The sequence below is a fragment of the Epilithonimonas sp. 33E genome (assembly GCF_059372615.1).
Genome location: NZ_CM182009.1, coordinates 1,603,641 through 1,620,241, shown reverse-complemented (window position 1 = coordinate 1,620,241; position 16,601 = coordinate 1,603,641). Strand labels below are relative to the sequence as shown.

The 16,601-nt window shown below is 35.6% G+C and carries 16 protein-coding genes; 5 read left to right on the top strand and 11 right to left on the bottom strand.

Annotated features, from left to right (window positions below; translation table 11 throughout):
• The 6 genes from dnaX to tamL form a co-directional block, all read right to left on the bottom strand.
• The gene (dnaX, locus tag AC5P2S_RS07520) at positions 1-1,083 is read right to left on the bottom strand and encodes a DNA polymerase III subunit gamma/tau (protein WP_494556796.1); all 1,083 of its coding nucleotides are present in this window, start codon (positions 1,081-1,083) and stop codon (positions 1-3) included.
• Between the two features lie 140 nt (positions 1,084-1,223).
• Positions 1,224-1,667 carry a hypothetical protein gene (locus AC5P2S_RS07515; protein WP_494556795.1) on the bottom strand — a complete coding sequence of 148 codons (444 nt, stop codon included), beginning with the start codon at positions 1,665-1,667 and terminating at the stop codon, positions 1,224-1,226.
• Between the two features lie 79 nt (positions 1,668-1,746).
• Positions 1,747-2,988: a 2-oxoglutarate dehydrogenase complex dihydrolipoyllysine-residue succinyltransferase gene (gene odhB, locus AC5P2S_RS07510; protein ID WP_494556794.1), complete on the bottom strand. Its 1,242-nt coding sequence runs from the start codon at positions 2,986-2,988 to the stop codon at positions 1,747-1,749.
• Between the two features lie 65 nt (positions 2,989-3,053).
• Positions 3,054-5,864: a 2-oxoglutarate dehydrogenase E1 component gene (locus AC5P2S_RS07505; RefSeq protein ID WP_494556793.1), complete on the bottom strand. Its 2,811-nt coding sequence runs from the start codon at positions 5,862-5,864 to the stop codon at positions 3,054-3,056.
• Between the two features lie 126 nt (positions 5,865-5,990).
• Complete coding sequence (locus AC5P2S_RS07500) at positions 5,991-7,025, bottom strand: SRPBCC family protein (RefSeq protein ID WP_494556792.1); 1,035 nt, start codon at positions 7,023-7,025, stop codon at positions 5,991-5,993.
• A 17-nt stretch (positions 7,026-7,042) separates the two neighbouring features.
• Positions 7,043-9,637 carry a translocation and assembly module lipoprotein TamL gene (gene tamL / locus AC5P2S_RS07495; protein ID WP_494556791.1) on the bottom strand — a complete coding sequence of 865 codons (2,595 nt, stop codon included), beginning with the start codon at positions 9,635-9,637 and terminating at the stop codon, positions 7,043-7,045.
• On the opposite strand from tamL, the gene AC5P2S_RS07490 reads away from it, so the two are divergent.
• Complete coding sequence (locus tag AC5P2S_RS07490) at positions 9,623-10,351, top strand: TrmH family RNA methyltransferase (RefSeq protein WP_283415093.1); 729 nt, start codon at positions 9,623-9,625, stop codon at positions 10,349-10,351. The genes tamL and AC5P2S_RS07490 overlap by 15 nt on opposite strands.
• Before the next feature lie 37 nt (positions 10,352-10,388).
• Here AC5P2S_RS07490 and AC5P2S_RS07485 read toward each other — a convergent pair whose 3' ends face one another.
• The 5 genes from AC5P2S_RS07485 to porQ all read right to left on the bottom strand — a co-directional run bounded on the left by AC5P2S_RS07485 (position 10,389) and on the right by porQ (position 13,538).
• On the bottom strand, positions 10,389-10,883 hold the full coding sequence (locus tag AC5P2S_RS07485; protein ID WP_283415092.1) for a phosphoribosyl-ATP pyrophosphatase: 495 nt from the start codon (positions 10,881-10,883) through the stop codon (positions 10,389-10,391).
• A gap of 4 nt (positions 10,884-10,887) precedes the next feature.
• Positions 10,888-11,196 (bottom strand): hypothetical protein, encoded by a 309-nt coding sequence (locus AC5P2S_RS07480; protein ID WP_283415091.1) that lies wholly within the window; start codon positions 11,194-11,196, stop codon positions 10,888-10,890.
• 90 nt (positions 11,197-11,286) lie between these two features.
• Positions 11,287-11,664 (bottom strand): YtxH domain-containing protein, encoded by a 378-nt coding sequence (locus tag AC5P2S_RS07475; RefSeq protein ID WP_283415090.1) that lies wholly within the window; start codon positions 11,662-11,664, stop codon positions 11,287-11,289.
• A gap of 94 nt (positions 11,665-11,758) precedes the next feature.
• On the bottom strand, positions 11,759-12,436 hold the full coding sequence (gene cmk / locus AC5P2S_RS07470; protein ID WP_283415089.1) for a (d)CMP kinase: 678 nt from the start codon (positions 12,434-12,436) through the stop codon (positions 11,759-11,761).
• A gap of 103 nt (positions 12,437-12,539) precedes the next feature.
• Entirely contained in the window at positions 12,540-13,538 is a 999-nt protein-coding gene (gene porQ, locus AC5P2S_RS07465; RefSeq protein WP_494556790.1) for a type IX secretion system protein PorQ, read from the bottom strand.
• Positions 13,539-13,675: 137 nt separating this feature from the next.
• Between porQ and pyrH the strand changes: the two genes are divergently transcribed.
• The 4 genes from pyrH (at position 13,676) to AC5P2S_RS07445 (ending at position 16,552) form a co-directional block, all read left to right on the top strand.
• Positions 13,676-14,383 (top strand): UMP kinase, encoded by a 708-nt coding sequence (gene pyrH, locus AC5P2S_RS07460; protein ID WP_283415087.1) that lies wholly within the window; start codon positions 13,676-13,678, stop codon positions 14,381-14,383.
• A gap of 97 nt (positions 14,384-14,480) precedes the next feature.
• The gene (gene frr, locus AC5P2S_RS07455; protein WP_283415086.1) at positions 14,481-15,035 is read left to right on the top strand and encodes a ribosome recycling factor; all 555 of its coding nucleotides are present in this window, start codon (positions 14,481-14,483) and stop codon (positions 15,033-15,035) included.
• A 120-nt stretch (positions 15,036-15,155) separates the two neighbouring features.
• Positions 15,156-15,923, top strand: coding sequence for an alpha/beta hydrolase family protein (locus AC5P2S_RS07450; RefSeq protein WP_494556789.1), 768 nt, complete (start codon positions 15,156-15,158; stop codon positions 15,921-15,923).
• A gap of 104 nt (positions 15,924-16,027) precedes the next feature.
• Positions 16,028-16,552, top strand: a complete 525-nt coding sequence (locus tag AC5P2S_RS07445; RefSeq protein WP_494556788.1) for a hypothetical protein — start codon at positions 16,028-16,030, stop codon at positions 16,550-16,552.
• Positions 16,553-16,601: the final 49 nt, after the last annotated feature.

The window sequence follows — 16,601 nt, the reverse complement described above, 5'->3', positions numbered from 1 at the left end:
TCAGGAACTTTTTTTTTTAGCTTCCAAACCTGCTGTCAGACTTGATAATTGCATCAGTGCAATCTCAACAGTCAGTCTCGGGTTTTTGGAATTTTTGTAATTGATATCGGCAAAATTGCAGATTTCGATCCCGTCTATCAGTTGTTGAGCTGACCATTTTTGGGATTGTTCAGCAAACTTAGCTTTTGTTTTCTCACCAACTTCAATGAGGTTGAGTGTTTTTGGATTTTGCGCCATCATCAGATCACGGAAATGATTGCCTAATCCTGCAACAAAAATATGCGGATCAAAACCTTTTTTAACAATCTCATCAAAAGCTGTCAACACACCCGGGATATCATTCTCTTTTGCCAGGTCAACAATCCTAAGGTATTGATCATAATCCAGGATATTGAGAACTTCTGCAGCTTTCTCAAGCGTAATATTTTTCTGAGAAAATGTACTTAGTCTGTCAAAAATGGACAAAGCATCTCTCAAAGCACCATCCGCTTTCTGAGCGATAAGGTAAAGCGCATCATCTTCATAAGTGATATTTTCTTTTTCCGCAATTTTTCTAAGATGATCCTGGATATCTTCAATTGTGATTCTTTTGAAATCATAGATTTGACATCTTGAAAGAATCGTTGGAATAATCTTGTGTTTCTCAGTCGTTGCAAGAATAAAGATTGCATGTGCAGGTGGTTCTTCCAAAGTTTTCAGAAACGCATTGAAAGCAGCCTGAGACAACATGTGAACCTCATCGATGATATAAACTTTGTATTTGCCAACCTGAGGTGCAAATCTTACCTGGTCAATCAGTTCACGAATGTCGTCAACAGAGTTATTGGAAGCCGCATCTAACTCATAAATATTAAATGCAAATCCTTCATCATCTGCAGCGCCGGATTTTTCATTGATTTTTCTGGCTAAGATTCTGGCACAGGTTGTTTTACCGACGCCTCTTGGTCCACAGAAAAGCAATGCCTGAGCCAACTGACTTTCATCTATGGCGTGTTCTAAAGTATCGGTAACGTGAGATTGTCCAACAACAGTATCAAACTCTTGCGGACGGTACTTGCGTGCGGATACGATAAAATTTTCCATTGCTCAAAAGTAAGGATTAATTGTGAATTTTGGAAATGGTTTTTACTTAATTATTTCTTTTTCGAACGCAAAGATTTTATTAATTATAGAAAATATTTTAAAGTTTGCAAAGGCATAAAACTTAGTAAAGAATGTAAAAATTATTCATCTTTATCTAAAAAATCAAGTTCGTAATCAGAAGAAATTCCCGGCGGATTGAACAAACCCCAGCTATCGACAATATAATATTTTGGATTGAAACCAGAAATCCAATCGATGAATAAAAGTCTGAATTCTTCAACTAAGTTTCTCACTAAATTATAGTATTTAGAATCAGAAAAACCAAAATGCTCCAAAGTGTTTCCTCCAACAAAAATATCTCTCGCCACTTTTCTAATAATTGTAGCATTCTCCATTTTAATATCATAAAGCTTCACTGCTTCAGCACCACAAATTTTAGCTTGAATCGTCATTATATCGCCAATTAAATTACCTTTGATACTTTGTAAATATTCATTATCATCTGGAAATAAATCTGTTATAGTTTCAAGCACATCAAAAATTTCTTGAGATTTTTTGTAAAGTGGTAATTCAAAACATTCCATTAAAATAAAATTTCATCAATAAATATAACAAAAAAGAGAGCAAAACCTGCTCTCTTAATTTTATGCTGAATATAATTTCTTATAATTCCAATGCTTTTCTTTCGTCGCCATCCATCAGGAACTCAACCGGATTGTCAAGCGCTTCTTTCACGGCTACCAAAAATCCTACAGATTCTCTTCCGTCGATAATTCTATGGTCATAAGACATTGCTACATACATCATTGGTCTGATCACTACTTGTCCTTTTACAGCAACAGGTCTCTCGATAATGTTATGCATCCCAAGAATTGCAGATTGCGGTGGATTAATAATTGGTGTTGATAACATTGACCCAAAAACACCACCATTGGTAATTGTGAATGTTCCGCCTGTCATTTCATCAACAGTGATTTTTCCGTCTCTTACTTTTGTTGCCAGATCTTTGATGTTAGCTTCAACACCTCTCAAAGTCATATTTTCAGCATTTCTAAGAACAGGAACCATTAATCCTTTAGGACCTGAAACTGCAATAGAAATATCAGCAAAGTCATAATTGATTTTGAAATCGCCGTCGATAGATGCATTCACATCCGGGAATAATTTTAAGGCTCTTGTTACCGCTTTTGTAAAGAATGACATAAATCCAAGACCTACACCATGTTTTGCAGCGAATTCTTCTTTATACTGTTTTCTGATTCTGAAAATCTCCGACATATCCACCTCGTTGAAGGTCGTCAGCATTGCTGTTTCATTCTTAACGGAAACCAATCTTGCCGCCAATTTTCTTCTTAGAACTGAAAGTTTTGTAGTGGTCTGAGCTCTGTTTCCACCCGCAGGAGCACTTCCCATTGCAGGTACAGAAGCTGTTACCGCATCATCTTTGGTGATTCTGCCGTCTCTACCTGTACCAGTTACCTGAGATGCATTGATTCCTTTTTCATCAAGGATTTTTTTGGCTGCAGGCGAAGGTGTTTGAGAAGCATAAGATTCAGTTTTAGCAGCTTCTACTTTTGCTGGAGCTGGTTCTTCTTTTTTAACTTCTGCTTTTGGTTCTCCTTTAGGTTGCTCAGCAGCAGGAACAGCAGCACCTTCCGGTTTTGCAGCATCCATATCGATAAGACAAACCACTTGCCCCACTTGCACCACTTCTCCTTCTTCAGCTTTCAAAGTGATGATTCCACTTTGCTCAGCAGGAAGTTCCAAAGTTGCCTTGTCAGAATCTACTTCTGCAATCGGCTGGTCTTTTTCTACGTAATCACCGTCTTGTACTAGCCACGTTGCAATTTCAACTTCTGTGATAGATTCTCCCGGTGAAGGAACTTTCATTTCTAATATTGACATACTAATAATTGTTTTTAATTTCAGAACAATCCGGAGATTGTTATTCTTATAGTTTATTAATTTTGTTAGGCTGTTACAGGTCTTTTTGCAGGCTCATCATTGGTTTGAAAAACATCATTGATAATTTTGGTCTGATTTTTCTCAAACATTTTATGACTTCCAGGCGCAGGCGTTCCACTTGGAACAGGAGAAATCACCTGTATTCCTGTATCTCTGAAGTTTCTTAAGATATAACTCCAAGCACCCATATTTTCGGGTTCTTCCTGAGCCCAGATCAATTCTTTCCTATTCTTATATTTATCAAAGATCGTATTGATATTATCCATGTTCAAAGGATAGATTTGTTCCAATCTTACCAAAGCTACTTTGTCATCATTAAGCTCTTCTTTCTTAGCTAATAGATCATAATACAACTTACCTGTACAAAGAACCAGCCTTTCTACTTTTGCCGGATCTGCTGTTGGATCGTCCAAGATCGGTTGGAAGCTTCCATTGGCTAAATCTTCTAACGGAGAGACTACTTTTGGATGTCTTAACAGCGATTTAGGCGTCATAATTACTAATGGCTTTCTGAATCCGAATTTCATCTGTCTTCTCAACAAATGGAAATAATTAGCTGGTGAAGTAATATTGGCAACAATGATATTTTCATTCGCGCAAAGCGTCAGGAATCTCTCCAATCTTGCGGAAGAGTGTTCCGCACCCTGACCTTCGGAACCGTGAGGCAACATCATTACCAAACCGTTCTGAATTTTCCATTTTTCTTCGGCAGCTACCAAATATTGGTCAACAATGATCTGAGCACCGTTAGTAAAGTCTCCGAACTGAGCTTCCCAAATGGTTAAAGTTCTCGGCGCAGCCATAGCATAACCGTAATCAAATCCTAAAACACCATATTCTGACAAGTGTGAGTTGTAAACATCAAATCTCTGCTCGTTCACATGGCGAAGCGGAATGTATTCTTCTTCCGTATCTTCAGTTTTAACGACAGCGTGACGGTGAGAGAATGTTCCTCTTTCTACATCTTCCCCTGAGATTCTTACGTTATATTTTTCAGTAAGAAGCGTTGCATAAGCCAACAATTCTCCCATTGCCCAATCCAAAGAATTGGTTTCCACCATTTTTATTCTGTTCTCGAAAAGACGCGTAATCTTGTTGATGAATTTTTTATCTGCAGGTAATGTGGAAATCTTAATTGCCAGTTCTTTCAGTTTTTCCAAATCGTATGTTGTATCAACTTTTGAAGCCGTCACACAGTTTTTGCCTCCAATTGGATACTCCGTCCAGTCATCCTGCATAAAAACATCCATTGTATTTCTTTCGATTTCTTTGGACGCATCGAAGTTTTCATCAAGCAAAGCCTTGAAATCCTGCTCCATTTTCTTCAAAACCTCATCAGAAACTACATTTTCCTTAATTAAAAGTTCCTTGTAAATCTCTCTTGGATTCTGATGTTTTGAAATTAATTTATAAAGGTTTGGTTGCGTAAATCTTGGCTCATCACCTTCGTTGTGACCGTATTTTCTATAACCCAAAAGGTCAATGTAAACATCCTTACCAAACTTCGCACGGAAATCTGCAGCAAATCTGATTGCGTGAACTACTGCTTCCACATCATCAGCATTAATGTGCATTACCGGAGAATCTGTCACTTTTGCAATATCGGTACAGTAAACCGATGATCTTGCATCCAGATAATTGGTTGTAAAAGAAACCTGATTATTTACCACGATGTGAACTGTTCCACCTGTTCTGTAACCTTCCAGATTCATCATCTGAGCGATCTCGTACACAATTCCCTGTCCTGCAATTGCGCCATCTCCGTGGATGACAATCGGTAAAACTTTAGAATAATCGTCTTTGTAAACGTTATCTACTTTTGCTCTGCAGATTCCTTCCACAAGTGCAGCTACAGTTTCAAGATGTGACGGATTCGGAGTAAGGTTGATTCTTACTTCTTCTCCATTTGCAGTCGTGATTTTTTTTGAAGAACCCAAGTGATATTTAACATCACCAGAGAATACATCTTCTTCAAATTCTTTTCCTTCAAATTCTGAGAAAATCTGCTTGTATGATTTTTGGAAAATATTGGTCAAAACATTCAGACGGCCTCTGTGAGCCATTCCAAGAACTACCTCATCAACACCTAATTGCGAAGAACGCGTAATCAATTGGTCCAGAGCAGGGATCAAAGATTCTCCACCTTCCAATGAAAAACGTTTTTGGCCGACAAATTTAGTATGAAGGTAATTTTCAAATGCAACCGCTTGATTCAGTTTGAAAAGAATTTCTGTTTTTTCCTGAGCAGAAAGATTAGGGTGGTTTTCATTAACGTTAACCCATTCCATAATCCATTTCTTTTCCTCTACATTCTGGATGTGCATATATTCTACACCGATAGAATCACAATAGATGTTCTGAAGGTGCGTAATGATCTCTTGCAAAGTTGCTGGACCAGGCATTCCTGTTTGCGTCGCAGAATTAAATTTTTTGTTCAAATCTTCCTTAGACAAACCAAAATTTTCGATGTCAAGTGTTGGAAAATAATGCCTTCTTTCTCTTACAGGATTGGTTTTGGTAAAAAGGTGACCTCTTGATCTGTAAGCTTCTATAAGATTTACAACTTTAAATTCTTTTGCGATATCTTCTGAAACAGCATTGTTAGTAACTGCTTGTTGAGCATATTGAACCGGAGCGGAATTAGAAACTGGGGCCGACCCAAAATCATCATCGCTATAATTTTCCAATGCAAAATCGAATCCCTGGAAAAACGATTTCCAAGAAGGTTCCAATGCATCCGGGTATTTTTTGTATTGCTCATACATATCATCAATCAGCTGAGCATGTACGGCATTTAGAAATGAAAATTTATCCATTATTACAGATTATCTGTTAAAATTTTAATTTTAAATAATTGCCAACAAATTTACTAAATTTTTGTGGACCTACGATGAATATAACCATTTATTCTGACAAATATAAGTGATATTTATCAGATCTTTTTAACGGTAAACAGGTAAAGACAATTTTAATTTTACATCCTGATTATCAGCAGGCTCTTCCAAAAATTCTTCCATTAGCTGACCATTTCTTAAAGTATCTTTTTTAGCTTTTTTAAGAAGTTCCTGAATATTTTTTATGCGGTTATTATAATTACCCTGATAATAAATATAATAAACCTTAGAAGCATTAAGTGTCTGAAAGCTGAAATTATTATCACTTACAGAAATTCTCTTGGATAATGGCACACCATAGAAATATGAGATCTCTTTATCTTTAAGATTTGCAGGATTGGTAATGAGAACCGGGATGCCAAATTCATCATCTTTTTTACCCAGATCAGACCGCACATAATTCACTACTTTTCCATGGTTCATCAATACATTTTTGAAAAGAATATCTTTGGTATTCCTTGTGCTGACATTAACGCCAAGAAGTAATGCGCCCTCTCTGTTTTCGATCATAATGCTGTCATATTTTATAGAGGCCAGCTTTTGATCTCGATCCACTTTGTTCCCTAATATCTGATAGAGATTTTTCATACTTTTATCAATACTATTCACAAAAAAATCTTCCGCAATAAGATTTAAAGACCGCTCAAGGTAGCTTCTTTTGGGTGTATGGATATTCCAGAACATTTTTGTCCTGTTTCCGGAAGGCTTAAAGTTAATATCAATTAAATAAGGATTATCATTATCTCCTTCGAACAATTGATAATGCAAAGTGCGATTAGCTCTGGAATAACGAATAAATAAATCTCCGGATTCATCATTTTTTTTATCAGAAAATTTCATAGCACTTCCTACTCCTTCATATGGTGTAAAGAAGGAATATGTCATATCTTCTTTTCCGGTAAAATAATCGTTCCAGGCTGCAAAATTCTGAAGATTATTAAACTGAGGAAAAACTTTGTCTATGGGATAATCAATTTCTGACTGATGAGTGAAACTTTTGCTATCATCTACGAAATTCATCATAGCAGAATAGATTCCGAATAAGCAAAGAGAAATAATAATTACGAATTTTAACCAACGCATTTTTTCAAATAAAATTTTTAAAAAGGATAACCAATTGCAAAGTTGATAGTTGGCTGCAAAGGCTTGATCTTGTTAATAACCCAACGGCTGTTCCCTTCAGGCTGATTCGGGTCATACATTTTATAAGCAAAGTCAAGTCTCAGATTGACGTAAGCAATATTCATCCTGATTCCTAATCCACTTCCAACTCCCATTTGACTTATAAACTTTTTAAATTTAAACTGGTCCCCAAACCCATTATCCTTCAGTCCCCAGATATTTCCTGCGTCTGTAAAAATGGCTGCTTCAAACATATTGGTGAGAGGAACGCGGTATTCTACACTGGTAGTCAGCTTCACATTATCCATTGCATAAGAACGCACTCTTTCATCCAACTGGGAATCGGCAGGACCTAATCCACCAAATGCCAACCAAGCTCTGATATCATAAGCTCCACCATTGAAATAAGATCTCACAAACGGCATCGATGACGAGTTGCCGTAAGGAATTCCAATTCCTACAAACTGACGAAACGCCAATGTATGCGGTTTGGCTCTGTCATTGAAAAAAGTAAAGTATTTCTTAAAATCAAAATCGAATTTTATAAACTGTGAAAACGGAATATTGAATATCGTTTTTGTATCACCATACAAAAGATAATTCTCCTCTTTTTTAGTAACAAGATTCAAAAAGTTACCCGCCAATTCTACTTTACCACTAAAAGAAAATGGATTCCTGTATTCTTTTTTTCCAATCTCGTTATATATAAAATTGTAAATAATGGATGAAATTATAACATCCTGAGTCTGCCGTTCCTTATTATAAAGAGACTGCATATAGTTATATAAAAGATTCCTGTCACTATTGAAAATCTGGGTGATAAAATTTTCGTCTGATAAAATAATTGCAGAAATCTGGTCATACGTATAACCGGATGTCAATATTTCCGGATGATTTACGGCATACTGATTAAAAATATTTTCACGGTATTCATTATCGCCAGGGAAATATTCATAATATCTGTCTTTGTTTTGGGTTAAACTCAGCTGAGTGTTAAACAAAGTCAGCCTGTGCTGGACTTTCCCATCATCCACATTCGCAAAATAGGTAAGTCCAGCATTGAAGTTGATTCTTCCCAATCCAATATTATTCTGAACAGACGCTCCTAATGTGATGCTGGTTGTTGGAGAATATTTTTTTGGAATCAGCTTATAATATTTTCTAAACGGAACCACCAATCTGGGAAACTGAAGAGATGCCTGAGCAGACAATTCATAAGCATTGAAAATCGCGTCCGGATTTTTAGGATCTTTTGTTGTTCCAATAACTCCGGAAAAACTTGTAATCAAATTTTCTGCGCCTCCAAAAACGTTTCTCGTAGTAAGATCAACAGAAGGTGAAAAACCAAAGTTCAGAATTTGAGAATAATGAATATCTGTCGCAAAATTAAACTCATATTTTGGTAACGGTCTCAGGACATATTCTACATCTACGATACTGTCTCTCTCTGCTTCTGTTCCTTCTTTACGAAGATAATCCGCAGCTTTCAGTATCGTGAAGTTGTTCATAGAAATCAGGTTTCTCCTGGTAAGATCAAGATTGGATTGTTTATAAGGATCACCCGGTTTCAGAATAATGGGCAACCAAAGTGCATTGGCATTATAGGCACTATCTTTTCTAAAGATATTAATTCCTCTTATACTATCTTTCAGAGGAAGGTTAGTACTGTTTACACTATTGGCAACAGAAACTGTAATTTTTCCAATTGTGGCCTTTCTGTAAGGTGTACCGATAGAATCTTTGATAATGTTCATTGTAACAGGTACATTCTTTCTGCTTTGTAAAGAATCTGCGACAAAATAGATATCCTGATTATCATTATTGAATTTATAATAACCCTCTTCTTTCATCTGGTCATTAATCCTGGTAATTTCTTTTTCCAATACAGTTTCATCAAGGATCTGACCTTTTTTCACAAAACTTTTATTGATTTGAGATTCATAGATGCTTCTAACGTTCTGATCAGGAATGTTATAAAAATATTCTTTGATATAGGTTGGATCTTTGTGGGTAATGACATAATCAACCTCCGCTTTTTTGGCAGCAGAATCTCTTTTCACACTTGTCTTAACTTCGGAATCCCAATAGCCGCGGTTAATCAATCTGTTATTGATACTTTTTGCACTCTGTTTTGTTTTTGCATCACTGTAGATTACTGGAGCCTGCCCAACTGTATGAAAAAAACGGTTCCAGAAAAGATTTCTGCCAACATATTCCGGATGATTATATTTTATGAAGAGTGAATCTCTGAGCTTTTGATTTCTCATCTCGTTAGGATAAGTCATATACTCTTTCAGAATAGTATCGTATTTTGGATTTGCCATATTATAAAAAGCTAATCCTATTGGCAATACAAAAAGTGTTTTCTTATTTGGCTTTTGGGCGACAAGATCAGGAATTTCATCTGAAAAAATTTTACCGTCTGTATATTCAAATTTATTCTTGGTCAACAGATACTCGCCGTCAGGAACTTTTTTTGTCACATTACAGGCATACAAAAACACACTGAAAATTGCGGAATAATAAAATATATGATATTTTTGAAAATATTTGTTGATATGCTTACGGCTCATACTATAAAGATAATACAATCTCTGGACAAAAAGAAATACAGGCAAAAATACAATTTGTTTTTAGTTGAAGGTAATAAAATCATAAAAGAACTTCCAAATTCTGATTATGAAATAACCGACATTTTTTCTATTGATCCGGATCAGTTAAATATTAAAATGGCAAAATCAGAAAAAATCTTGCCAAATGAGCTTAGAAAAATAAGTTTTCTTCAGAATCCTAAAGACTCTGTTGCTGTATGTAAAATCCCGGAAAATAATTACATCAAAGAAACTAACATTCAGATCGTTCTGGACGGGATTCAGGATCCAGGAAATCTTGGAACGATCATAAGATTAGCAGACTGGTTCGGAATCGAGCAGATTATTTGCAGTAATGACACTGTTGATCTTTATAATCCAAAAGTGATACAGGCAACCATGGGTTCTTTTTTGAGGGTGAATATCTGTTATGTTGATCTTGCCGAATATCTGTCCTCTTACCAATACCCGATTCTGGGAACTGACATGAACGGAGAAAATATTTATAAATCCGAATTCCCGGAAAAATTTTCTTTAGTTTTTGGAAACGAAGGCAATGGCCTGCGAGATTCGACAGAAAAATTAATTTCGACAATGATTACTATTCCCAGATTTGGACAAAATCAATCTACAGAAAGTTTGAATGTTTCCATGTCCGCCGGAATAATACTTGGAGAGATTTTTTCTAAAAAATAAAATGCCTCTCCTTTATTTTATACCGGAAAGGCAAAACCTATATAAGTTTCTCCATACTTTTGGTGGTTTTATTTTTCTGGTATTCATCCAGCTTTTCATGAATGAATCTCAAGGCATAAGGTGCAACATAGACCAATCCTAAACCAATTAATTTTCTTTTCCAGTTCTTGTTCATCACGCTTTTTTTAGCAAAATTCCCCACCAACGCTACAACTCCCATTTTAATAGTGTTTTCCAGCAATCCGGATTGAACACTGTCATTCGCTAAACCAAGAAGATTTTTTTTAGATGCAGATTCCTTGATTCCGGATGATATTTCTTTCATAATATTCTGGGTATCAAGAGAGATAGAAGTATCACCATCTTCATCTTTTGTTTCTTTTAGGAATTTATCTGTAAAACCATGCGTCAAAACACCAAGGCTTTCTTTCTTACTTTTGAAAGTCAAAATATCTTCCAACTCTTTAATTTCCTGTTTTAGAAGCTTTTTTTGACTTCTAAGCTCATTAATATTATTGTAGTTAGTCGCCATATTCCTAATGTTTTAAAAATTCAATTACTTGACTTGCGATAGAGTTTACAATTTTTTTCTTCAAAAAGATTACAATAATCATCAAAAGAAAATAAAACCCGGCAACAATTAAAAAGCCGTAAGACATATTTCCTAAAGATTCTCCGATCAGAAAAGCAATCCCGAAGTTGAAAAGGATAATAAAAAATGAAAACGCAATGAGTACAATCGAAATAAACGCTATGATTCCCGCAGACAGAGAGGACTTCTCAGTAAACTGCAATTTGAGAAGATCCAGACGTTTTGTAGTATAATCTTTTATAATATCTATCATAAGCATCTTATTAAAAATAAAATTACACAATTATTTACAAAAAAAGGAACTTAGAAACTAAGTTCCTTTCTGTAAAACCAAATTTAGAGATTATTTCAAACCATCCAATTCAGTTTCCACATCTTTTACAACATCAGATGTCTTGGAAACAATCTGGTCTTTGTATTTATCATAGCTGTCTTTTACTGTAGAAGCAACATTCTGTGCCGTTTCTTTCAGATGAGAAGACAGAGATTGGTATTTATCTTTTACGTTGGAAGAAACTTCAGAATATGTATCTCTTACTTTTTCAGATGTTTTGCCGTATTCATCAACAGCTTTATCTTTAAGATCGTTTGCTTTATCTCTGATTTTTTTTCTGGTTTCTTTACCTTCTTCCGGAGCATAAAGTAATCCTAAAACTACACCCGTAGCAGCTCCCGCTAATAATGCAGCTAAGATTGCTGCTGAATTTGACTTCTTTGACATTGTTTATAATTTTTAAGTTATTTAAAAAGGGTCATTAACAATTTTAAATTTACAACTAAAATGCCAAAGAAAAAACAAACCTCTTAAAATTTTGTTAAAACTTTTTGATATAGGACAAAATCAACTCTATTGTTTCCTCTTTGTTAATGCTGGTGTTATCAATAAGAATAGCATCGTCAGCTTGTTTCAGGGGAGAAACCTCTCTTTCGCTGTCAATCTTGTCACGAGAGATAAGGTTTTGCTTTACCGTTTCGATATCAGTTTTTTCTCCTGCCAGTTCCAATTCCAGGAAACGTCGTCTGGCACGTTCATCCTGACTTGCTGTCATAAAAAATTTATAATCTGCATCAGGAAGCACCACTGTTCCGATATCTCTACCATCCATTATAACGCCGCCTTTTTTAGCAATATCGCGCTGTGTTGTCAAAAGGTAATTGCGGACTTCGGCTTCTTTTGCCACCTGACTTACATTATCAGAAACCTGGGGAAAGCGGATTTCCTTATCTATGTTTTTCCCATTAAGAAAAAGTCTTAGTTCACCGTCAATATTCTGAAATTCCAGATTAATTTTAGGAAGATCGGAAATCAGCTTTTTAATATCAATCGTTTTGTCCGTATTAGCACAATTCTGAATGGCATAAAAAGTAATCCCCCTGTAAAGTGCACCCGTATCCATATGGATAAGACCCAATCTTTTTGCAATGATTTTAGAAATCGAACTTTTTCCTGTGGATGAAAATCCGTCTATAGCGATAACCGGTTTTTTTGTCATACTGCAAATGTAATGCGTAAACAAAAAAAATAAAAATTAAATATTCAAGAAATTAAAATAAATGAATTTTAGATTAACGGATTACTTGTCTTAAATCTCAAAATTATCTTCTGTTTCCACCCAATTCTATAAGGTCCATCGTAAGACCAATCATGTTAACATTGGATGCATTATGATAACGCATATGAGAATAGTCGAAACGGAAAGATGAAATCTTGAGACTGAATCCTGCTGACAAACCGCTGAAACTCCTCTGATCCAGAACAGCCAGCTCTCCGCCTCTTTTCACATTGTAACCAAATCTGATATTGAATGGCTGGCCCGGGAATAATTCCGCTCCAAGAGACAGGTGATCCAGAACTTTCCTTCCGAATTTGGTTTCTTGTCCGTTGATATCTGTTGTTGCAGAGATATTGAATTGCTGAAGATCATGCGCCGTAATAGTAATCGCTGCGGGAAATTCGTCAAGAATTTTTGTATAGCCCAGATCAACACGGAAAGGCAGTTTTTCTCTCACGCCGTTATAAGGCTTGATCTGATAACCAAAATTTCTGAAAACTAAAGCCAAAGTTTCATTCGACTTATCAAAATAATAGGTCACACCGGCAGTAGCTGTAATAGCAGATGATGTATAAGTATCAATTTTGGAAGTGACATAATTGACATTAGCCCCAATAGTCCAGTCATCTTCAAACTGGTAGGCGTAACCAATACCCGCAGAAGCATCCATAGCTGAAAAATCACCATTGATATTAGAGTTCTCATCGGTTCTCGGCATACTCCCGTAATCCATATATTTTGCGTTGAAAGAAACAAGATGTCCGTATTCCAAATCCCTCACGTAGCTGATGCTTCCAATTTTTGTCCCTGCAAGATAGGATGAATAATTTACGGACAGCATCTTATCCATTTCAAGGTTCATCAATGCAGGATTAGCAGCCGTAAAATTGACATCATAATCGCGTACAGATACGGCATCTCCTAAAACTGCCTGTCTGGGAGACATCGGAATATTGAGAAACTGATAAACCGTGGTTCCCGTTTGAGAAAAAACCACGCTGTAAATCATCAGTGAAAATAGACTGTAAAACTTCTTCAACACTATCTTTTAGCTTTGCAAAAATAATCTATTTTGATGCTTATCAAAATTTTTGAACGACTATCTTTTTCATTAACGTAATTCTTTTCCTTTCATTATATTTGCACAGTCAAAAAATTGAAATAAAAATAATAAATTAGATGAAATATAAAAGAATCCTCCTGAAACTTAGTGGAGAAGCACTAATGGGAAACCGCCAATACGGTATTGATAACGACAGGCTAAAGGAATATGCCGTTGAGATCAAAAAAGCTGTGGACAAAGGTTGCGAGATCGCCATAGTAATTGGTGGGGGAAATATTTTCAGAGGATTGGCTGGCGCTGCAAAAGGCATGGACAGAGTCCAGGGCGATTATATGGGAATGCTGGCAACTGTTATTAACGGGATGGCTTTACAAGGTGCTCTTGAAGATGCCGGCATCATGACGAGACTACAATCTGCCATAGAAATGGACAAAGTAGCAGAGCCTTTTATCAAAAGAAAAGCAGTCCGTCACCTGGAAAAAGGACGTGTAGTGATCTTTGGCGCTGGAACAGGAAACCCTTATTTCACAACCGATACTGCTGCAACATTAAGAGCCATCGAAATTGATGCAGATGTCATCCTGAAAGGAACACGAGTGGACGGAATCTACGACAGCGATCCGGAGAAAAATGCAGATGCAGTGAAATTCAACAGCTTGTCTTTCGAAGAGGTTTTTGAAAAAAATCTTAAAGTAATGGATATGACAGCGTTCACATTAAGTCATGAAAACAAGCTGCCAATTATCGTTTTTGATATGAACAAAGAAGGTAATCTGGAAAGATTAATCGACGGGGAAAATATAGGAACACTAGTTAACGTTTAAATGAGGGATTGATTTTTGATATTGATTTAAAATCATTTATCAATTATAATTAATCATTCACAAAAATATGTGTCAATTATCAAATTTTAAATATACAATGGAAGAATTAGAACTCATTGTAGCATCGGTAAAGCAAGAGATGGATGCTGCAATCAAGCATTTGGATCATGCTTTTCAAAAAATCAGAGCCGGACGTGCTTCTACGTCTATGGTTCAGGATGTGATGGTAGAATATTATGGTGCGATGACGCCTATCAATCAGGTTGCGAACGTTTCTGTACCTGATGCCATGACCATTTCTATCCAGCCTTGGGACAGATCTGCAATCGGACCTATTGAAAAAGCAATTATCAATTCTAACCTTGGTTTCGCACCTTCTAATAACGGCGATGTAATTATCCTTAATGTTCCGCCTTTGACAGAAGAAAGAAGACGTGACTTAGCTAAGCAGGCTAAAGCCGAAACTGAACAGACAAAAGTGGTTATAAGAAATGCGAGACAGGAAGGGAACAAAGAACTGAAAAGACTGGAAGGTGTTGCAGAAGATCTAATTAAAGGTGTTGAAAAAGACATTCAGGATCTTACCGACGCTTATGTAAAAAAAGCAGACGATCATCTGAAAGTAAAAGAAGCAGAAATCTTGAAAGTTTAAGTTTTTGCCTTATATAAAATTAAGACCTTACTATAAATATGTAAGGTCTTTTTTTATGTAAATTTTGAGTTTAATTTAACTTTACTCTATTAAGAAGAATCAAAGAATAAATTTTTACCAATGAAAAGAATTCTTCAATTGCTATTGTTAACATGGGCTGTTTCTTTTTTTTCTCAAATCACAAAAAACTATAGTATAGATCAGGTTTCCAGAAAGACTATTATCTATGAACCCACAATCAAATCAGTCCAAATTCCGGTCGTTTTTGTTTTCCACGGTCATGGCGGTAATGCTAATTTTGTGAGCAGAAGAATTGATGTTCAAAATTATTACAAGGACGCCCTAGTTATTTTTATGGAAGGGCTTCCCGGCAGAAAAGTTCCCGGAATAGATCCTAACGGCACAATGAATGGCTGGCAGATTTTCACAGATGACCTCGAAGGTCGAGATATCAAATTTTTCGATGCTGTATTTTCAGATATTCATAAACTTTATAACATTGATGACAAAAGAATTTATATTATTGGGCATTCTAACGGAGCAAGATTTGCCAACGTGCTCTGGAAAATGAGAGGCAACGAGATAACAGCTATTTGTTCGGCTTCTGCTCAAGGTGGTAATTTAATTGATGGCGCTGCTCCTCTTTCGATATGGATGTATATCGGAAAAAATGACAGGATTGTTTCTCCGCAGAGTCAGGAACAATCAATTCCTATTGTTAAATCTAATCTCGGAATCACAGGCGCAGGTAAAACAGAAGGTGACAAAACATTCTTCTCAGGTAAAAATAGCACAGAATTAGTTTTACAGCAGAGTGATGCAGGGCATGAGTTTCCAAAGCAATCTCTACCCGAAATTATAGCTTTTTTCAAAAGACATTCTAAATAACAAATTTTCACTGATAATATGAATCATTTTTTATGAAAATTGAAGTTTAAGACAATAATTATTAAAAAAAAAATATATTTACAGGGTATAATTAATATATTTCCATGAAAAAACTTAACTTCATTTTTATAAATTTATTTGCTTTATTTCTGATTAGTTGTGGCACCAGCAGCAATTTCTCACAAAACACATTAAATAAGAATTTTTATAATTCTAAAACAATTTATTTTAAACTGAATTCCGACAGCCAGCGCATCATCAATTACAAAGGAATGTATACTAATATATTAGGACCATCTGAGGCACCTGATGTTAATATGGTATTTAAAGAATCTATTGAAGAATTGGCAGCAGAGACAAAGTTTAATTTAAAATATGTTGAAAATTGGAATGGCCTTACCAGCAATGAATCTAATATATTAGTTGAGACAAAAATTACAGACATTTTGTGGTCTTTCGGTTTTTCCGTAGCAACGCTCAAAAGCAATGTTATTTATACAATTCCAATTAATAATCAAATTTATAATACTGAAGGAATAAGGAAAAGTGGTGGAGGAGATCCAAGCAATAACTTACGAAAATCTTTGAAAGTTGCAACCTATAATTTTCTTAAAGAGTTAGAAAAATAATACATTACTGCTTGTTTAAAATTACCCATCTTTTTTGAAAAATTTGTTT